The following is an 18345-nucleotide window of genomic DNA, read 5'->3' as shown; positions in this document are numbered from 1 at the left end:
CGCCCATCGCGGATTCGGCTGCCCGCCCGGAGGGTCTGACTGTCACAGTGGCGCGACCGCACCGGAATTCCACCGGATTCCTCGTAGAGCGAGCAACCCGGATGCTATCGCGCCGCCGCACCCGGCCCGCTCCGAGCCCTGCTCCGCCCGCACGGTGGCAGATCTCGATGTGGTTTCCGTTGGGACGCAATGCGGTCCACAACGACGCCGATCGCCATATCCGAGACCATGACCCCGGCGTACGCTGTGTGTATGCCAAACTCACCGGGATGGGCCAGGCGGAATCGCTTCGCCGCCTGGTCGGGAATTGTATGCATGATGATTGCTGTGGCATTGCTGGCAATGGCTCTTGCCGCTGCGGCCGGTGGGCGTGGCGGGCTGCTGCTCGTCGCCGCCGGTGCCTGTGCCGTCGTGGCGATCTTCGGATTGCTGGTATTCGAGTCCACCGTGCGCCGTGATCGCGCCGACCGGCATGTGACTCCGCACCTGCTCGACAACACCTACGCCGACGAACGGCTGTGGAAGTTGGTCATGCGCGCACGCGGTGGAAGCGGGCCGGAAGGTCGGTGATCGGAATGTCCGATACACCGAGTTGGGTCCGGCGTAATCGCCGCGTGGCCTGGACCAGCTACTTCTGCGTTCTGATCGGATTCGCGACCCTGGCGATGGGCCTCACCGCCGCCGGTACTGGACACCGGGGCTGGGCGTTGACGGCGGGGATCATCTGCGCGGTGGCGTTCATCGGCGGCATCAGCCTGTTCGGCGCGACAGCCCATCACGACCGGGTCACCCACCACGCCATCCCGAATCTGCTGTCGGATTCCTGGCCCGGCCCCGCCTTCGACTCCAGCGGTCTGCCCCGCGATCCCCGGCCGATGCTGCGACGCGGTCACTGACCGGCGCCCCCTTCCGGCGCCGCGCGAGCCTCGTAGGCTGGAACGATCATGACGCGATCCGCCCCCGACTCCTGCCCCGGCGTGCTCCGCTTGCACCAGGCCGCGGACGGCCCGCTGGCCCGGATCCGGCTGCCCGGCGGCGTGCTGACGCCCGATCAATTGCGGGCGCTGGCGAGCGCGGCGGCCGATCTCGGCGACGGCACCATCGAGCTGACCTCACGCGGCAATGTGCAATTGCGCCAGATGCACGACGCGGCCGCGCTGGCACAGCGGCTCGGCACCGCCGGTCTGCTGCCCTCACCCACACACGAGCGCGTCCGCAACATCGTCGCCTCGCCACTGTCGGGCCGGATCGGCGGCATCGCCGATGTGCGCCCGCTGGCGGCCGAGCTCGACACGGGGCTACGGGCCGCGGCCGAACTCGCCGAACTGCCCGGTCGGGTCCTGTTCACCCTCGACGACGGGCGCGGGGACGTCAGCGGATTCGGCGGCGACATCGGCATCCACGCCACCGGCCCCGGCGAATACGCGCTCGTGCTGGCCGGAGCTGATTCCGGCGCGCGGATCCCCGCCGGACGGGCGGTGTCGACGATCCTCGCGGCGGCGCACAGCTTCCAGCGGCTGCGCGGTGCGCGGTGGCGGCTGCGCGAGATCGCCGACGGGCCCGCGCGGATTCTCGATGACCTACCCCTGCGCCCGGCGGCCGCACCGGTGGAATTCACTGCCCGACAAGACATTCCGATCGGCTGGCTACCGCAGCCCGGCGATCGGATCGCATTGGGCGCGGCCGTCCCGCTCGGCGCCCTGCCGGCCCGGACCGCCGAATTCCTCGCGGCGGTGGAACATCCGATCGTCATCACCCCCTGGCGTAGTCTGCTGCTCGCGGATCTCGACGAATGGACCGCCGAACAGGTGGTACGGGTACTGGCGCCGATGGGCTTGATCTTCGACGCGGCCTCACCGTGGCTGCTGATGTCCGCCTGTGCCGGGCGGCCCGGATGCGCGAAGTCACTCACCGATGTGCGCGCCGATGCCGCCGCGGCCGTCGCGTCCGGACGGGTCGTCCCCGGCGGCGCGCCCGCACCCGACGGCACCGGAATCGACGCCGATCATGTGGTCGCGGCCGGACGTCAGCACTGGTCGGGGTGTGATCGCCGCTGCGGACGCCCGCCCGGCGCGGTCACCGATGTGGTCGCCGAACCCGGCGGTTACCGGATCACCGGCCCCTGAGCGGCCCACCGGCGAGGGCCGCGTTCCCACCGCGGCACCCGATGGCGGCGTCCACGCGACCCTTCATGATTACGCACGCTGCCGCCTGCGGGCCACATTCCCACCGCGGCACCCGATAGCGGCGTCCACGCGGGCCCTCCGTGGTTACGCACGCTGCCGCCTGCGGGCCACATTCCCACCGCTAGGGTGAACCCCATGTCCGACGTGCGTACCAGCTACCTCACCGACGGGGCCGAGATCTATCGGCGGTCGTTCGCGACCATTCGGGCCGAAGCCGATCTGGCCCGGTTTCCGGCGGACGTCGCGCAGGTCGTGGTGCGCATGATCCACGCCTGCGGGCAGGTCGACCTCACCACCGACATCTCGCACACCCCCGATGTGGTGACGGCCGCGCGCACCGCCCTGCGCGCCGGCGCGCCGATCCTGTGCGATGCCACGATGGTCGCCTCCGGAGTCACCCGCAAGCGTCTGCCCGCCGACAACGACGTGCTGTGCCTGCTGTCCGATCCGCGCGTTCCCGAACTGGCACAGCGGCTGGGCAACACCAGATCGGCCGCGGCACTGGAACTGTGGCGCACACGGCTCGGCGGCGCGGTGGTGGCGATCGGGAATGCGCCCACCGCCCTGTTCCACCTGCTCGACATGCTCGACGCGGGCGCGCCCCGCCCCGCGGCGATCCTCGGGATTCCGGTGGGCTTCATCGGCGCCGCCGAATCCAAGCGGGCCCTCGCCGAATACGGCGGCGTCGAATACCTCACCGTGCACGGCCGCCGCGGCGGCAGCGCGATCACCGCGGCCGCCCTCAATGCGATCGCGAGCGAACAGGAATGAGCGAAACTCAGCGCCCCGGAACGGAATCCGCGCACGACGCGGCAGCTGTCGCTCCCGGGAAATTGTGGGGTGTGGGGCTCGGGCCCGGCGACCCGGAACTGGTGACGGTGAAGGCCGCTCGCATCATCGCGGCCGCCGATGTCATCGCCTTCCACAGCGCCCGCCACGGCCGCAGCATCTCGCGGTCCATCGCGGCGCCGTACCTGCATGACGGCCAGCTCGAGGAACATCTGGTGTATCCGGTCACCACCGAGACCACCGATCATCCGGGTGGCTATCAGGGCGCCATCGACGAGTTCTACGAACAGGCCGCCGAGGTGCTCGCGGCCCATCTCGCCGCGGGCCGCACAGTGGCCCTGCTCGCGGCGGGCGACCCGCTGTTCTACAGCTCCTACATGCACATGCACCGACGGCTCGCCGATCGCTTCCCTGCCGAGATCGTTCCCGGTATCACCTCGGTGAGCGCGGCGTCGGCGGCACTGGGCACCCCGCTGGTGGAGGGCGAGCAGGTACTGACCGTGCTGCCCGGGACCATGCCGCCCGATCAGCTCGCGGCCCGGCTCGCCGATTGCGACGCCGCGGCGATCATGAAACTGGGCCGCACCTATCCCGGTGTGCGGCAAGCGCTCTCGGACTCGGGCAGACTGTCCGGCGCGTACTACGTCGAACGTGCCAGCACCGGACGGCAGCGGATCCTGCCCGCCGCCGAGGTCTCCGACGCCGACGTCCCCTACTTCGCCATCACCGTGGTCCCCGGTCCCACCCCGACCACCGAGATACCGTTCACCGACGGCCCCGCCACCGCCCAGGACGGGCGCGATGCCGACACCGCGGAGATCGGTGAGGTGGTCGTGGTCGGCCTGGGTCCCGGATCACCCCAGTGGACCACTCCGGAGGTCACCCGCGCGCTGGCGGCGGCCACCGATATCGTCGGCTACACCACCTACGTCGACCGCGTTCCGGTGCGGCCGGGGCAGCGCCGGCACCTCAGCGACAACCGCGTCGAATCCGAACGTGCCGCGATGGCCTTGGATCTCGCGAAATCCGGGGCCCGCGTGGTGGTGGTGTCCTCGGGCGATCCGGGAGTCTTCGCGATGGCCGCGGCGGTCGTCGAAGAATCCGCCGACCCGCAATGGCGCGATGTGCCCGTGCGAGTGCTGCCCGGGGTGACCGCCGCGAGTGCGGTCGCCTCCCGGATCGGCGCACCGCTCGGACACGATTTCGCGATGATCTCCCTGTCCGATCGCCTGAAGCCGTGGGAGACGGTGGCACAACGCATTTCGGCCGTCGCCGCCGCCGATATGGCGATCGCGATCTACAACCCGGCCTCCAGCCGGCGCCGCCACCAGGTCGCCGCCATGCGTGAACTGGTCCTCGAACATCGCGACCCCGACACCCCCGTGGTGCTCGGCCGAGATGTCGGTGGCCCGGCCGAGTCGGTCCGGGTCACCACCCTCGCTGAACTGGACCCCGGCGACGTCGACATGCGCACCCTGCTCATCATCGGCGCCTCCACGACCGCGGTCGTCGACACCCCGCACGGCACCAGGGTTTTCACCTCCCGTCGCTACGGCACGCCCGCGAACCCCGATATACGGACCGCGACCGCCGAGCGGTGATCACCACCCTGCCGCCGAGTCGCGTCGCGGCTCCGATCGCCACGGGCGTGGGCCACCGCTGAGCAGATGTTCAGATCTGGCTGCGCTGCCGTAACCATCGCCACGCCGCGGCAACGGTTTCGGCGCGATCGGCACCCGCGGGAACCGGCGGTCGATCGACGAGTATCACCGGGATCCCCCGGCGCCGCGCGGCGATCAATTTCGCCTCGGTCAGGCCACCACCGCTGTCCTTGGTGACCAGCGCATCGATCCGGTGCTCACGCAGCAGTTCGAACTCGGTGTCCACCGTGAACGGGCCGCGCGCGAGCAGCAGCAGATGATGCGGCGGAACCTCTCCGGTGGGCGGGTCGATGGCGCGGATCAGGAACCACGGCCGGGTCAGCCCGGCGAAATGCGCCACGCCCTGACGGCCGATGGTGAGAAAGACCCGCTCGTAGCCGGCCGCCGTCCGCGCGGCGGCGGGCAGATCCGGAACTCGCAGCCGGTGATCGTCCGGATGCTCGGCCCATCCGGGCCGTCGCACGTGCAGCAACGGCACTCCTGCCGACCCCGCGGCCTGGGCCGCGTGCGCGGAGATGGTGCCCGCGAAGGGGTGGGTCGCGTCCACGACGAGATCGATATCGTTGTCGGCCAGCCACTTCCGCAGGCCCTCGGTGCCACCGAAACCCCCGATCCTGACCTCACCGACCGGTAGGACGGGATCGCGCACCCGCCCGGCGAGCGAGGACACGACCTCGAATCCCGGATCGCCCGTGGCCAGCCCGGCCAGCTCACGAGCCTCCCGGGTTCCGCCGAGGATCAACACCTTCACCGTCATCGCGGTTTGACCGCCGTCCACTGCGTCACCGGCAACTGCGGCCGCCACGTGGTGAATCCGCCCAGCGGTTCGGCCCGGTAGATCTGGAATTTGCGCAGGTCGCCGCCGTACTCGGCGGCCCAGCGCAGCAGCAGTGTCTCCGATTCCGCGGTCACCGCGTTGGCCACCAGCCGCCCGCCCGGCCGCAACCGCTCCCAGCAGGCCTCGAAAACGCCGCTCTGGGTGAGCCCGCCCCCGAGGAACACCGCGTCCGGCGCACGTTCGGCACCGGCCGCGGACAGCGCGTCGAGCACCTCCCCGCGCACCACGATGCCGGGGACGCCCAGTGCCGTCGCATTGGCGGCGATCTGATCGCGCCGGGCCGCACTGCGCTCGAAGCTCACCGCGCGGCATTCGGGGTGGGTGCGGCACCATTCGATGGCGATGGTGCCCGAGCCGCCGCCGACATCCCACAGCAGTTCGCCGGGCGCCGGGGCGAGCGCGGCCACCGACAGGGTGCGCACCTCGGCTTTGGTGAGCTGACCGTCCCCGCCGTAGCCGGTGTCCGCCAGCCCGGGCAGCCGGGTCGTTCGTGGCGTCGCCGGATCGCGCACCGCTTCCACCGCGACGATGTCGAGCGGGTCGCCGGGCGCCTGCGACCAGTCCCGGGCGACGCCGGTGACGATCCGTTCGCCGGGGCCGCCGAGTTGTTCGAGTACGGTCAACCGTGAATCACCGTATCCGTTGCGCCGCAACAACTCCGCGAGCCGCGCCGGGCAATGCTCGTCGGCACCGAGCACCAGCAGCCGCCGTCCGTCGGCGAGCTCCGGCAGCACCGTCTCGAGCGGGCGCCCGACCGCACTCACCACGGGTGTGTGCGCACTCGCCCAGCCCAGCCGGGCGCAGGCCAGTGCCGCCGACGACGGCTGCGGGAACACCCGGATCGCGTGCGGCCCCAGCAATCTCGCCAATGTGACACCGATTCCGTAGAACATGGGGTCGCCGCTGGCCAGCACACAGACGCGGCGGTCCCGGTGCCGGTCGAGCAGATCCGGTAATGCCGGCAGCAACGGGGTCGGCCACGACAACCGCTCGGCCCGGGTCACCTCGCCGGGGATCAGCCCCAGTTGCCGGGCCGATCCGAACAGCACCTCGGCGGCCGCGACCTCGGCGCGCGCCCCGGCCGCCAGACCCGGCCATCCGTCCGCCCCGATACCGACGACCGCGATCGGCGCCATCAGCGCGGCAACCGTCGCCAGATCGCCTGCGGCACGAGTCGTGCCACCGCGTAGACGGGGCGCAGCAGGCCCGGCACCCAGACCCGCGCGGCGCGGCGACGCAATCCGGCGACCACCGCCTCGGCGACCTGCTCCGGTGTGGACGGCAGCGGCGCCGGGCTCATTCCCTCGGTCATCCGGCCGATCACGAATCCGGGGCGAACCAGCAGCAGATGAACACCGCTGCCGTGCAAGGCATCCGACAGTCCGGAGGCGAAGCCGTCCAGGCCCGCCTTACCGGAACCGTAGACGTAATTGGCGCGCCGCACCCGGATCCCGGCTACCGAGCTGAACACCACCATCTGCCCACTGCCCTGCGCGCGCAACAGATTCGCCAGCACCGTCAGCACGCTGACCTGGGCCAGGAAATCGACCTCGAGCACCGCCACGGCCGCGGCCGGATCCTTCTCCGCGCGTGCCTGATCCCCCAGCACGCCGAAGGCGAGTACCGCGACACCGATCCGGCCGTACTCGTCGGCGATCCGCTCGAGCAGTGGCTGATGGGTGTCCAGCGCGCCCGCATCGAACTCCACGGCCTCGACTCGCCGGGCCCCGGCACGTTCCAGGTCGGCACGCTGCTCGGCCAGATCACCGCTGCGCCGCGCCGCCAGCACCACATCGCGCCCGGCGCAGATCCGGCGCACCACCTCGACGCCCATCTCACTGCGCCCGCCCAGCAGCACGATCACACCGTCGTCGACTTCACGCACACCCATGGACGACAGTGTGCCACCGGCGCCGCGCACACCCGGACACCTGTCACGGCCGGCGGGAAACCGGCCACCCGCCGCCGTGCCCGGGCCCGTTGCTAGCGTCGCAACCATGACCGGAACCGCACAGCGCATCGAGCTGTCCCCCGCCGCCTCGGAATTCGTCACCGAGCGGCATCTGGCGACACTGACCACACTGCGCGCCGACGGCACGCCGCACGTGGTCGCGGTCGGGTTCACCTGGGACCCGGAAGCCGGGCTCGCGCGGGTGATCACCGGCGGCCCCACCACCAAGGCGCGCAATGTGCGCCGCACCGGTTATGCCGCCCTCAGCCAGGTCGACGGTCCGCGCTGGCTCACCCTGGAGGGCCCGGCCGAGGTGTGGACCGAGCCCGCCGAGGTGGCCGACGCCGAGCATCGCTACGCCCAGCGTTACCGGATCCCGCGGGAGAACCCGCAGCGGGTGGTCATCGTGGTGCGTGCGCGCAGGGTGCTGTCGAGCAGCTCCCTGCGCGGCTGAACCTCAGAGCACGACCAGGCCGTGCGGGCGGCGGTTGACCGCCTCCCCGCCGTCCTCGGTGACGATGACGATGTCCTCGATACGGGCGCCCCACTCACCGCGGAAGTAGATCCCCGGCTCGACACTGAACGCCATGCCGGCCTCGAGCACGATGTCGTTGCCCGCGACGATATAGGGCTCCTCGTGCACCGACAGGCCGATCCCGTGACCGGTCCGGTGGATGAAGGCCGCACCGAATCCCGCCTCGGACAACAGATCCCGGGCCGCGGCGTCCACCGATGCGGCGGTGACCCCTGGGCGTACCGCGGCCACCGCCGCGGCCTGCGCGCGTTCCAGTGCGGCGTACGACTCGGCGATCTCCGGCGCCGGCTCGCCCAGCACATAGGTGCGAGTGGAATCGGAGAAGTAGCCCGGCGCCACCGGACCGCCGATGTCGACGACCACGACGTCCCCGGCTTCGATCACCCGATCGGATTCGGCGTGATGCGGGTCGGCGCCGTTGGGGCCGCTGCCCACGATCACGAAATCGGCGTAGTCGTGGCCTTCCGCCACGATCGCGGCCTTGATGTCCGCGGCCACCTCCGCTTCGCTGCGACCGGCTCGCAACCATTCCCCCATCCGGGCATGCACCCGGTCGATCGCCGCGCCCGCCCGGCGCAGCGCATCGATCTCGGCCTCGTCCTTGATCATCCGGATCCGGCGCAGGATAGGGGTGGCCGACACCGGCAGCGTGGTCAGCGCGTCCGCGATCGGCAGCAGATGCAGGGCCGGCATGGCGTCGTCCACCGCGACCCGGGCGCCCGCGTTCAGCGTGGCCTTCACGACCCCGTACGGATCCACACCGTCGACCCACGGCACCAGGTGCACACCGAGTTCACCGGCGGCCGAACCAGCGAGCGAGGCGAGTTCCAGTTTCGGGACCACGACCGAGGGCGTCTCCCCACTGGCCGGGATCACCAGGCAGGTCAGGCGTTCGAAGGATTGGGCCGAGGACCCCAGCAGATATCGCAGATCCGGGCCGGGCGTGATCAACAGCGCGTCCAGATGTGCCGCGCGGGTCAGTTCCGCTGCCCGCTCCAACCGCTTGCCGTAGATCTCGGCATCGAATCGTGACTCCGTATGCGCGCTCATGCAATACGACGTTACCCGCCGCCTGCCGGGCGGTCCGGACGATCACGACGTTCGCGACCGGGTCACGGCCCGGGAGTCGGTGCGGCCCGGTAGCGTCTGCGCCATGCTCACCCCCAGTGCGAGTGACCGGCCGCTGTTGCTGCTCGACGGCGCGAGTCTGTGGTTCCGGGCGTTCTACGCCATTCCGGAGAAGATCACCGCGCCCGACGGCCGCCCGGTGAACGCGTTGCGCGGATTCACCGATATGGTCGCGGCGCTGATCAACCGGCATCGGCCCGGCCGGCTGGTGGTGTGCCTGGACCTGGATTGGCGACCGGCTTTCCGGGTCGAGCTGGTGCCCTCCTACAAGGCTCACCGGCTCGATTCCGCGGCCGGGGCGGCACCGGGCGCCGAGGAGGTGCCCGACACCCTCACCCCGCAGGTCGCGATGATCGCCGAGGTGCTGGCCGCTGCGGGTATCGCCACCGCGGGCGCCGCCGGGCTGGAGGCCGACGACGTGATCGGCACCCTCGCCACCCGCGAACGCGACGACCAGGTCGTCGTGGTGAGCGGCGATCGCGATCTGCTCCAGCTCGTGCGCGACGACGCGCCCCCGGTGCGGGTGTTCTACGTCGGACGCGGACTCGCGAAGGCCGAACTGCTCGGACCTGCCGAGGTGGCATCGAAATACGGTGTGCCGCAGCAGAATGCGGGCCCGGCCTACGCGGATATGGCGACCCTGCGCGGCGATTCCTCCGATGGCCTGCCCGGCGTCGCGGGCATCGGGGACAAGTCCGCGGCGACATTGATCTCGCGGTTCGGATCCCTGGAGGCGCTCGTCGCCGCCGTCGCCGATCCGGAGGCCGAACTCGCCCGGGGAGTCCGGGCGAAGCTGACCGCCGCCGAGGACTATCTGAAGGCCGCCGCTCCGGTGGTGCGGGTGGTCCGTGATGCGGAGGTGGAGTACTCCGGGCCCGACCGGCTGCCGGCGGCACCGGTCGATCCCGCGCGGTTACGCGCGCTGGCGTCCGATTACAACGCCGAGAGCCCCGTCGAGCGCCTGATCGCCGCGCTCGCCGCCGCGCACGAGTAGCGGCGGCCGATCACCGGTGCTCGGCGGCATGCGCCGAGCACCGCGGGCATCAGTTGGGGCGGCCGACCTCGTAGGTCCCGTCGTCCTTGGTGATCTTGACGGTGACCTTCTTCTGCTCGCCGCCGACCTTCAGGGTGCAGTCGAAGGTGGCTCCGGTCTCGACCTTCTCGCCCGACGGGCAGCTGACGCTCTCGACGTCGTCGATGCCGTAGGAGTCTTTGAGGACCTTCTGCACCCCGTCCTGCACGGCCTTGTTGTCGAGCTTGTCGCTACCGAGGAAGACGAAGGCGAGAACCACCGCGACGACGACCACGACCAGCGCACCGATACCGCCGATGAGCAGGCCCTTGCGGGACTTCTTGGCGGGGGTGACGGTCAACTGGGGTTCGGGCTGACCCCACTGCTGCTGGCCGGGCTGCTCGGGCTGTTGCTGGCCCCACGGCTGCTGGCCCTGGACGGGCTGGCCCCATTGCTGCTGCGAGGGCTGCGGCGGCTGACCCCACTGCTGCTGGGTCGGCTCCCACGGCTGCGGCTGCGCCGGTGGCTGCTGCGGCCACGACGGCTGACTCTGCCCGCCCCACTGCGGCTGCTGCGGGGCCTGCGGTTGCTGGGGCTGTTGTGGCTGCCCCCACTGCTGTTGCTGCTGTTGCGACGGTGCGGGCTGACCACCCCACTGCGGCTGCGGCTGCTGCCCACCCCACTGCGGCTGCCCGGACTGAGCCGGCTGCTGCTGCCCGGACCACTGCTGGGTCGGGTCGTTGGCGCCCTCCCCTGGACCAGGGGTCTCGTTCGGTCCGTACGGGCCGCTCATGTGCCTGCCTCCACTCGCACTCGTCGTCTCACTTCCCCCCGCGTGAGGTGATTCAGGCCCTCACCACGGTCGGTACCGTTAGTCATCCAATCACAGCCGCAGGCGCTACGCGGCGTCCACCGCCACAACGCCTCGGCGGATCGCACGCACCGACTTCGAGGCGGTGGCGGCGACTTCGGTGTCGTCGGCGGTCTGGTGAATCTGATCGAGAAGATCGATCACCTGCCGGCACCAGCGCACGAAATCGCCCGCCGACAGGGCACTGCCATGGTCACCGCTGGCCAGCAACGATTCCGCCAACCCATCACCGCGGGCCCACTTGTAGATGCCGGTGACGAAGCCCAGATCCGGCTCCCGCGTGGGGGCGAGCTTGTGCCGGGCCTCGTCGGTGCGCAGCTGGCTCCACACGCCGATGGTCGCGCCCGCCGCCCGGCGCACCGGCTCGGTCGGCCCGGCCGGTCCCAGATAGCCGGCTTCCTGCCGCGATTCGAACACCAGCACCGACACCACTCCGGCGAGTTCGGCCGCGCCGAGCCCCTTCCATATGCCCTGCCGCAAGCATTCGGCCACGACCAGATCCGCCTCGGTGTAGATGCGGGCGAGCCGGCGACCGTCGGCGGTCACCTCCCCGTCACCGACATATCCACGTTCGGTCAGCAACGCCACGATCCGATCGAAGGTCCGTGCGAGCGAATTGGTGGTGGCAGCGACCTTCTGGCGCATCGACTCGTTCTCCCGCTCGAGCCGGTTGTAGCGCTCCCCCACCCGGGCCAGCTGTTCACGATCGGGCCGGGTGTGGGCCGGATGAGCCCGCAGGGCACGGCGCAATGTCGCCAGCTCCCGATCGTCGGCCGCCCGGGCACGCCCGCCGCGCCGGCCGCGCCCCGGCACCGAGATCCCGGTGCTGCGCAGTGCCGAGGCCAGATCGCGCCGGGCCCGCGCGGTGCGGTGATCGACATGCCGCGGCAGCCGCATGCGGCCCAATGGTTGTGCGGGCGTCGGGAAGTCGGCGGCCGACACCCGCCCCGCCCAGGTATCGGCGGTCAGCACCAGCGGACGCGGATCGCCCGGACTCGAATCCGGCTCCAGAATCACCGCGAGGCCCTGGCGGCGGCCGGTGGGAATGGCCACCACATCGCCGCGCCGCAGCGAGGTCAGCGAGGCGGCCGCGGCACCCCGCCGATCGGCCCGGCCCTGCCGTTCCAGATCCCGCTCCCGCTGCTTGATGCGTTCGCGCAGCGACAGATACTCGAGAAAACCGTCGTCGCCGATCTGCGAACGCAACTTCCGGATCTGCGCCTCGTTGCGCTCGATGCCGCGCACCAGGCCCACCACCGATCGGTCGGCCTGGAACTGCGCGAACGAGCGTTCCAGCAGCTGACGTGACTGCGCGGCGCCCATCCGGTCGATCAGGTTGATCGACATGTTGTATCCGGGGCGGAACGAACTGCGCAGCGGATAGGTGCGAGTGGAGGCCAGCCCGGCCACCGCGCTGGTGTCGACATCGGGATGCCACATCACCACGGCGTGCCCCTCGACATCGATACCGCGGCGCCCCGCACGTCCGGTCAGCTGGGTGTACTCACCCGGGGTGAGCTCGGCGTGGGTCTCACCGTTGAACTTCACCAGCCGCTCCAGCACCACCGTGCGGGCCGGCATGTTGATGCCCAGAGCCAGTGTCTCCGTGGCGAATACGGCCCGGACCAGACCGCGGACGAACAGTTCCTCCACGGTGTGCCGGAAGGCCGGCAGCATTCCGGCGTGGTGGGCGGCCAGTCCGCGGTAGAGCGCCTCGCGCCACTCCCAGTAGCCGAGTACGTCGAGATCGGCGCGAGGCAGATCACCGGTGTGGCGTTCGATGATCTCCTCGACCGCCGGTGCGTCCTCCGGACGGCTCAGATCGAGTTTGGACCGCAGGCATTGCGCCAGCGCGCCGTCACATCCGGCGCGGCTGAAAATGAAGGTGATCGCGGGCAGCAGTCCTTCCTCGTCGAGGCGGGCGAGCATCTCGGGCCTGGGAAGTGGCCGGAAGTCGCGCCGGGGACCACCGCGGTGGCGCGGATTCGACCAGCCGTTCATCCGGTCGCTGGCCTCGCGATGTTTGATGTAGCGCACGAGATCCTCGTCGACGAGGATCTTCTGTTCGCTGGATTTGGCGTCGAACAGGTCGAACATCCGCCGCCCCACCATGACGTGCTGCCACAACGGCACCGGCCGGGTCTCGTCGACGATGACGGTGGTGTCCCCGCGCACGGTCTCCATCCAGGCGCCGAACTCCTCGGCGTTGCTGACCGTCGCCGACAGGCTCACCAGCCGGACCTCCGGCGGCAGATGCAGGATCACCTCCTCCCACACCGCGCCGCGGAACCGGTCGGCCAGATAGTGCACCTCGTCCATCACCACATGCGACAACGCGGTCAGCGCATCGGAGCCCGCGTAGAGCATGTTGCGCAGCACCTCGGTGGTCATCACCACGACCCCGGCACCGGGGTTGATCGACTGATCACCGGTGAGCAGGCCGACCGCGTCGCGGCCGTAGCGTTCCACCAGATCGGCGTACTTCTGATTCGACAGCGCCTTGATCGGTGTGGTGTAGAAGCATTTCCCGCCCGCCGCCCGCGCCAGATGAACCGCGAATTCCCCGACCACGGTCTTACCGGCGCCGGTCGGGGCGCAGACGAGCACACTGTGCCCGTTCTGCAGCGCCGTACAGGCCTGCTGCTGAAACGGGTCCAGAGAGAATGTCAGGTCGGCGGCGAATGCCGCGAGTTCGCCAGTCAGCGACGGTTGTCCCACGCTCAGAGGGTATCGGAGTAGTCCGACACCGGGCGCGGGGTTTTCGGTGCTTCGCCGCCGGCCGGGATCGGCCCGCTCGATGTCACCGGCCCGGCCTGCCCGACCGGACTCACTCCGTCGACCCCGTCCGGATCACCCAGCGGGGAGGCCTCGTCGTCCGACAGCGAACTCCAGTTGTCGCCGCGCCGGGCACGCCGGCGATCGTTGATCCGCGCCACCTGCACGGCGACCTCGAACAGCACGGTCAGCGCGCCGGCCAGTGCCAGCATCGAGAACGGATCCTGCGGCGTCACGATCGCGGCGAACACGAACAATCCGAAGATCATGCCGCGCCGCCACTTCTTGAGCCGCTCGTAGGTCAGCACGCCGACCATGTTCAGCCCGATGATCAGCATCGGCGTCTCGAAACTGAAGCCGAAGATGATCAGCAACTTGATGATGAAGCCGAAGTACTGGCTACCGCTCAGCGCGGTGATCTGCACATTGCTGCCGATCCCCATCAGGAAACTCAGGGCATGCGCCACCACCCAGTAGGCGAGGACCGCACCGGTCACGAACAGCACCACACCGGAGGCGACGAAGCTGATCGCGTACTTGCGCTCCTTCGCGTACAGGCCGGGGGTGACGAACGCCCACAGCTGATACAGCCAGATCGGGCACGCCATCACCACACCCGCGGTCAGGGCGACCTTGAACCGCAGCATGAACTGTTCGAAGGGCGCGGTCGCCAGCAGCCGGCAGGTACCGTCGGCGGTCAGCTGCGCGCGATGTTCCGCCGGCAGCGAACAATACGGTCCCCGCAGGATGTCACCGAGGCTGTCGATGCCGAGGAACGAATGCGAGTACCAGAGGAATCCGAGCACCGAGGTCAGCGCGACCGCCAGCAAGGCCTTCAGCAGCCGCGAACGCAACTCGTGCAGATGATCGACCAACGACATGGTGCCGTCGGGATTCGTCCTGCGCCTGCTGCGGCGGGGGTCGAACGGAATGCGCATGTATGTGACTGCCTCGCTGATCACCTGGCGACCGGATCCGGATGAAACGCACATCGGTCATCGGACCGTCTCCGCGGCAACTGCCGGGGCTACGGTCCGATGACGGGGCCGGATCAGGCCGTGTGGCGATCCTTGTCGGCCTGCGGCGCGGGTTTCACCGGCTGCGCGGACGGCAGTTCGGCGGCGGGCGCCGACTGCTGTGTGGTGCCGGAAGCCGCGGAACTCCCCGAGCTTGCGGAACCGTCGGACTGCATCTCGCTCATCTCGCTCTTGAAGATGCGCAAGGAACGTCCGAGACCCCGGGCAGCGTCGGGCAACCGCTTGGCGCCGAACAGCAGCAGGATCACCAACGCAATGATGAGCCAGTGCGTCGGGCTCAATGAACCCATCGAAAACCTCCCAAGACTGTGGTATGTCCGATGCTACCGGACCGGTATCCGCCGGTGGCGACCCTCATCGCCACGCGGCCGCCCGCGTGGTCAGTGGCCGGTGGCCCGCACCGGGCCGGGGCTGCTCGCACCGCGCAGCCGCGCCAGCAGCTCCGGGGCCTGCCATCGGCGTTCGGCGCCGTTCTCGGCCGCCCGGATCAGCTCGGTCAGCCGGTCGTTCACCGGTGTCGGCACGCCCACCGCGCGGCCGAGTGCGGTGATCTCCCCGCACAGCCAGTCGATCTCGGTCGTGCGTCCCGCGGCGAGATCGTCGGCCATCGACGACCGTGCCATCGGATCCACCGCCAGAACCCGGCCCGCGACCCGGCCGAACACCGCGTCCGGTACCGGCAGCAGGTGCACCATCACCCGTGGCGGCACGGCGGTCAGGCGCGCCGGCCGGATCCCCGCGCGCCGCATCACCGCCAGTGCCTCGGCCTGCGCCGAGGCGAGACAGCGGCGATAGTCGCGAGTCGCGAGTTCCTCGCGTAGTGGCCGGCCGGACAGGGCGTTGATCGGGTTGTTCAGGTTGAGCAGCAGCTTCGCCCACTGCACCGGGCGCAGATCCGGATGCCGGTCCAGCGGCAGGCCCGCCCGGCCGAACAGCGGCGCGAACCGGGCCAGTGCGGGATCGTCGGCCACCGCCAGCCCACCGTCGGTACCGCGATGGAAATGACCGTCCCCGCGGTGGACGACGTTGAACATCACCATCCCCGCCGACACGGTCGCCGGCAGCGCCGCACGGATCACGGCGTCGTTGCCGATCCCGTTCTGCAGGCTGATCACCACGGTGTCCGGGCGCACCCGGTCGCTCAGCTGCGCCGCGGCCGCGGCGGTCTGCGCGGATTTCACCGTGACCAGCACCAGGTCCGCGGTCGCCGCACTGCCGGGTTCGGTCTCGGTGCGGAATCCGCTCGCCGCTATCCGCTCGTCGCCGCCGTCGAGGTCGGTGAGCCGAACACCGTGCGCGCCGATCTCGTCCAGCACCCGCGGGCGGCCCACGAAACTCACCTCGGCACCGGCCGCCGCCAGTTTGCCGCCCACGAAGACGCCGATACTCCCGGCGCCCAGCACCGTCACACGAAATGTCAAGCGGGACCGACCTCCTCGATCGCCGAGCGGTCGTAGCCGAGATCGCCCAGGTCCTCGTACACGGCCAGCGCCGCAGCCGAACGGTCACGCACCGCGTTCACCAGTTCGGGCGGCCCCAGCACCGTGACTCCGGAACCGAAGCCCAGCAGCAGCCGGGCGATCCAGTCCAGGGTCGCGAAGCGCATCGTCGCTTCCACATCGCCGTCCGGATGGACGACCACCGGATGCATCGGATACTGGTCCAGCACCCATCCGTAATCACCGCGAATCCGCAAGCGCGCCAACGCCACCGCCGGATCGTCGGAGAACAGATCCAGCCCCGCCGACTCATCGGTGGCATGGCTGGGCGGGCGGGCGGGCTCGTCGAGTTCGGTCGCCTCCTCGATCCGGTCGAACCGGAACAACCGCACCCCCTCGGCCTGACGGCACCACGCCTGCAGATAGGAGTTGTTGTCCACCAGCACGATTCGGATCGGATCGACCACCCGCTCGGACACCACGTCCCGGCTGGCCGAGTAGTACACCAGTCGCAACGCCCGGGCATCGGCCAGCGCGGACCGCACCGTCGTCACCGCGGGTGCCTCCACCGGAACCTCGGGCTCACCACGCGGAGCGGTCTCACCCGAGATGGCCGATTCGATCTTCGCGATCGCCGAACGCGCCGCCGTCGGATCCACCATGCCCGGCAGATCGGCGATCGATCGCAGCGCCACCAGCAGCGCGGTCGCCTCGATGGAGGTCAGCCGCAGCGGCCGATCGATACCCGCGGAGAAGGTGACCTCGATGCTTTCCTCGGAAAACGACAGATCGATCAGATCACCGGGCCCGTATCCGGGCAGCCCGCACATCCACAGCTGATTGAGATCACCCATCAGCTGTTTGGTGTCGACTCCCAGCTCCGCGGCCGCTTCCGCCGCGCTGATACCCGGATTCGCGAGGAAGTACGGGACCATGTTCAGCAGCCGCGACAGCCGCGTCGACAACCGGCTGCTCATCGCCGCACCGCCTGTCCGGCCGCAGCGCCGATCTCACCCCTCACGCCGACACCTCCGTCCGCTCCAGCACCGACCGCAGCCGGGATATCACATCCGCGCGCAGGTCCTCCGGGGCCAGCACCAGGGCGTCCGGTCCCAGACCGGTGATCAGCCGCGCCAGCCAATCGCGCGAACGCACCGGCACCTCCACCACCGAGCCCACGCGACCGTCCACCGTACGCTCGTCCAGCTGCGTCCCGAGACGGCGAATCTCCTGCCCGCGCCCCTGTGCGACCCAGACCGTCGCCGACCCGGTGACCGGCGAGGCACCCGTCACCTGCGCCACGATCCGCCGCAGATCCACATCGGCCGGTTTGTGCACGGCGTTCTCCGGCCCGTACACCTCGACCTCGGCGCCGATCCGCGACAACCGGAAGGTCCGCACCGCGTCCCGATCGCGATCGTGGCCCACGAGGTACCAGCGCCCGTGCCGGGTCACCACACCCCAGGGCTCGACATCGCGCAGCGCGTACGGCGCATTGTGGGTGACCCGATGCTCGAATCGCACCGCGCGACCGGCATCGATGGCCGCCAGCAGCCGCCCCAGGGCAGCCTCCGACCCTCTCGTGCGCGCCGGAACGGCAGGCACCGACGCCGAGGCCGCCTCCGGATCCACGTGCACACCGGCCGCCCGCAGCTTCAGAACCGCGCTCTCGGCGGCGCTGGCCAGCTCCGGGGACTCCCACAGCTGCACCGCCACCGCGACCGCCGCCGTCTCCGAGCTGGTCAGATCGATATCGGGCAGTTCGTAGGCATCGCGGTTGATGCGATAGCCCTCCTGCCCGGAGAACCGGCCCACCGGACCGACCTCCAGCGGGATCCCCAGATCCCGCAATTCGTTCTTGTCGCGCTCGAACATCCGGCTGAACGCCTCATCGCTGGCCGATTCCTCGTAACCGGCGACACTGTCACGAATCCGCTCCGCGGTGAGGAACTGCCGGGTCGACAGCAGCGCGATCACCAGATTCATCAGCCGCTCGACCTTGGAAATCGCCACCCGACACAGAGTAATAGGCATCTCGCGGCGGCGATGCGCCACCGCACCGATTGCTGCCCGAATCGCCCCGTACGCGCGGCGACCCCGGGGACGATCCCCGGGGTCGCCGC

Annotated in this window: 18 protein-coding genes and 1 riboswitch; of the genes, 7 read left to right on the top strand and 11 right to left on the bottom strand. The window is 70.2% G+C overall.

Annotated elements, in window-relative coordinates:
• Nucleotides 1–10 precede the first annotated feature (10 nt).
• Nucleotides 11–135, bottom strand: a riboswitch (cobalamin riboswitch).
• A gap of 192 nt (nt 136–327) precedes the next feature.
• From AB0L57_RS21480 to AB0L57_RS21460, 5 genes are all read left to right on the top strand, one after another.
• Nucleotides 328–570: a hypothetical protein gene (locus tag AB0L57_RS21480; protein WP_364964815.1), complete on the top strand. Its 243-nt coding sequence runs from the start codon at nt 328–330 to the stop codon at nt 568–570.
• Between the two features lie 5 nt (nt 571–575).
• Nucleotides 576–896: a hypothetical protein gene (locus AB0L57_RS21475; RefSeq protein ID WP_364964813.1), complete on the top strand. Its 321-nt coding sequence runs from the start codon at nt 576–578 to the stop codon at nt 894–896.
• Between the two features lie 48 nt (nt 897–944).
• Nucleotides 945–2126 carry a precorrin-3B synthase gene (gene cobG, locus AB0L57_RS21470; RefSeq protein ID WP_364964810.1) on the top strand — a complete coding sequence of 394 codons (1182 nt, stop codon included), beginning with the start codon at nt 945–947 and terminating at the stop codon, nt 2124–2126.
• Between the two features lie 195 nt (nt 2127–2321).
• On the top strand, nt 2322–2957 hold the full coding sequence (locus AB0L57_RS21465; RefSeq protein WP_364964807.1) for a precorrin-8X methylmutase: 636 nt from the start codon (nt 2322–2324) through the stop codon (nt 2955–2957).
• A complete protein-coding gene (locus AB0L57_RS21460; protein ID WP_364964804.1) occupies nt 2954–4576 on the top strand; it encodes a precorrin-2 C(20)-methyltransferase in 1623 nt (540 codons plus the stop codon). The genes AB0L57_RS21465 and AB0L57_RS21460 overlap by 4 nt, the downstream gene beginning before the upstream one ends.
• 70 nt (nt 4577–4646) lie before the next feature.
• On the opposite strand, the gene AB0L57_RS21455 is transcribed toward AB0L57_RS21460, so the two are convergent.
• Genes AB0L57_RS21455 through AB0L57_RS21445 form a run of 3 tightly spaced genes read right to left on the bottom strand, consistent with a single transcriptional unit; the run spans nt 4647 to nt 7365 of the window.
• Nucleotides 4647–5393, bottom strand: a complete 747-nt coding sequence (locus tag AB0L57_RS21455; protein ID WP_364965080.1) for a cobalt-precorrin-6A reductase — start codon at nt 5391–5393, stop codon at nt 4647–4649.
• Nucleotides 5390–6613 (bottom strand): precorrin-6y C5,15-methyltransferase (decarboxylating) subunit CbiE, encoded by a 1224-nt coding sequence (gene cbiE / locus AB0L57_RS21450; RefSeq protein ID WP_364965078.1) that lies wholly within the window; start codon nt 6611–6613, stop codon nt 5390–5392. The genes AB0L57_RS21455 and cbiE overlap by 4 nt, the downstream gene beginning before the upstream one ends.
• Nucleotides 6610–7365: an SDR family NAD(P)-dependent oxidoreductase gene (locus tag AB0L57_RS21445; protein ID WP_364964801.1), complete on the bottom strand. Its 756-nt coding sequence runs from the start codon at nt 7363–7365 to the stop codon at nt 6610–6612. Before AB0L57_RS21445 ends, cbiE begins: the two co-directional genes overlap by 4 nt.
• Nucleotides 7366–7471: 106 nt before the next feature.
• On the opposite strand from AB0L57_RS21445, the gene AB0L57_RS21440 reads away from it, so the two are divergent.
• Nucleotides 7472–7879, top strand: coding sequence for a PPOX class F420-dependent oxidoreductase (locus AB0L57_RS21440; protein ID WP_364964798.1), 408 nt, complete (start codon nt 7472–7474; stop codon nt 7877–7879).
• A gap of 3 nt (nt 7880–7882) precedes the next feature.
• Here the strand turns inward: AB0L57_RS21440 and AB0L57_RS21435 are convergent, their stop codons facing one another.
• Nucleotides 7883–9010, bottom strand: a complete 1128-nt coding sequence (locus AB0L57_RS21435) for a Xaa-Pro peptidase family protein (RefSeq protein ID WP_364964797.1) — start codon at nt 9008–9010, stop codon at nt 7883–7885.
• 103 nt (nt 9011–9113) lie between these two features.
• Here AB0L57_RS21435 and AB0L57_RS21430 point away from each other — a divergent pair, with 103 nt between their 5' ends.
• Nucleotides 9114–10082 carry a 5'-3' exonuclease gene (locus AB0L57_RS21430; protein ID WP_364965077.1) on the top strand — a complete coding sequence of 323 codons (969 nt, stop codon included), beginning with the start codon at nt 9114–9116 and terminating at the stop codon, nt 10080–10082.
• A 49-nt stretch (nt 10083–10131) separates the two neighbouring features.
• Here the strand turns inward: AB0L57_RS21430 and AB0L57_RS21425 are convergent, their stop codons facing one another.
• The 7 genes from AB0L57_RS21425 to AB0L57_RS21395 all read right to left on the bottom strand — a co-directional run bounded on the left by AB0L57_RS21425 (nt 10132) and on the right by AB0L57_RS21395 (nt 18235).
• Nucleotides 10132–10893 (bottom strand): DUF4333 domain-containing protein, encoded by a 762-nt coding sequence (locus tag AB0L57_RS21425; protein ID WP_364964794.1) that lies wholly within the window; start codon nt 10891–10893, stop codon nt 10132–10134.
• A gap of 105 nt (nt 10894–10998) precedes the next feature.
• Nucleotides 10999–13689 (bottom strand): RNA helicase, encoded by a 2691-nt coding sequence (locus AB0L57_RS21420; protein WP_364964792.1) that lies wholly within the window; start codon nt 13687–13689, stop codon nt 10999–11001.
• 2 nt (nt 13690–13691) lie between these two features.
• Nucleotides 13692–14684, bottom strand: coding sequence for a twin-arginine translocase subunit TatC (gene tatC, locus AB0L57_RS21415; RefSeq protein ID WP_364964790.1), 993 nt, complete (start codon nt 14682–14684; stop codon nt 13692–13694).
• A gap of 113 nt (nt 14685–14797) precedes the next feature.
• Nucleotides 14798–15073, bottom strand: a complete 276-nt coding sequence (tatA, locus tag AB0L57_RS21410; RefSeq protein WP_364964788.1) for a Sec-independent protein translocase subunit TatA — start codon at nt 15071–15073, stop codon at nt 14798–14800.
• Nucleotides 15074–15163: 90 nt separating this feature from the next.
• A complete protein-coding gene (locus AB0L57_RS21405) occupies nt 15164–16204 on the bottom strand; it encodes a 2-dehydropantoate 2-reductase (RefSeq protein ID WP_364964785.1) in 1041 nt (346 codons plus the stop codon).
• Nucleotides 16201–17199: a YafY family protein gene (locus AB0L57_RS21400; protein WP_364964782.1), complete on the bottom strand. Its 999-nt coding sequence runs from the start codon at nt 17197–17199 to the stop codon at nt 16201–16203. Before AB0L57_RS21400 ends, AB0L57_RS21405 begins: the two co-directional genes overlap by 4 nt.
• 40 nt (nt 17200–17239) lie before the next feature.
• Nucleotides 17240–18235 (bottom strand): YafY family protein, encoded by a 996-nt coding sequence (locus tag AB0L57_RS21395; RefSeq protein ID WP_364964779.1) that lies wholly within the window; start codon nt 18233–18235, stop codon nt 17240–17242.
• Between the last annotated feature and the right edge of the window lie 110 nt (nt 18236–18345).

The sequence above is a fragment of the Nocardia sp. NPDC052254 genome (assembly GCF_040679495.1).
Classification (GTDB): Bacteria; Actinomycetota; Actinomycetes; order Mycobacteriales; family Mycobacteriaceae; genus Nocardia.
Note: the sequence above shows the minus strand (reverse complement) of the source record. Positions and strands in the feature narration are given on the sequence as shown.

Coding starts and splice junctions, on each gene's coding strand:
- AB0L57_RS21475 (WP_364964813.1), top strand. CDS start 576: ATGTCCGATACACCGAGTTGGGTCCGGCGTAATCGCCGCGTGGCCTGG.
- cobG (WP_364964810.1), top strand. CDS start 945: ATGACGCGATCCGCCCCCGACTCCTGCCCCGGCGTGCTCCGCTTGCAC.
- AB0L57_RS21465 (WP_364964807.1), top strand. CDS start 2,322: ATGTCCGACGTGCGTACCAGCTACCTCACCGACGGGGCCGAGATCTAT.
- AB0L57_RS21460 (WP_364964804.1), top strand. CDS start 2,954: ATGAGCGAAACTCAGCGCCCCGGAACGGAATCCGCGCACGACGCGGCA.
- AB0L57_RS21455 (WP_364965080.1), bottom strand. CDS start 5,393: ATGACGGTGAAGGTGTTGATCCTCGGCGGAACCCGGGAGGCTCGTGAG.
- AB0L57_RS21445 (WP_364964801.1), bottom strand. CDS start 7,365: ATGGGTGTGCGTGAAGTCGACGACGGTGTGATCGTGCTGCTGGGCGGG.
- AB0L57_RS21440 (WP_364964798.1), top strand. CDS start 7,472: ATGACCGGAACCGCACAGCGCATCGAGCTGTCCCCCGCCGCCTCGGAA.
- AB0L57_RS21435 (WP_364964797.1), bottom strand. CDS start 9,010: ATGAGCGCGCATACGGAGTCACGATTCGATGCCGAGATCTACGGCAAG.
- AB0L57_RS21430 (WP_364965077.1), top strand. CDS start 9,114: ATGCTCACCCCCAGTGCGAGTGACCGGCCGCTGTTGCTGCTCGACGGC.
- AB0L57_RS21425 (WP_364964794.1), bottom strand. CDS start 10,893: ATGAGCGGCCCGTACGGACCGAACGAGACCCCTGGTCCAGGGGAGGGC.
- tatC (WP_364964790.1), bottom strand. CDS start 14,684: ATGCGCATTCCGTTCGACCCCCGCCGCAGCAGGCGCAGGACGAATCCC.
- tatA (WP_364964788.1), bottom strand. CDS start 15,073: ATGGGTTCATTGAGCCCGACGCACTGGCTCATCATTGCGTTGGTGATC.
- AB0L57_RS21400 (WP_364964782.1), bottom strand. CDS start 17,199: ATGAGCAGCCGGTTGTCGACGCGGCTGTCGCGGCTGCTGAACATGGTC.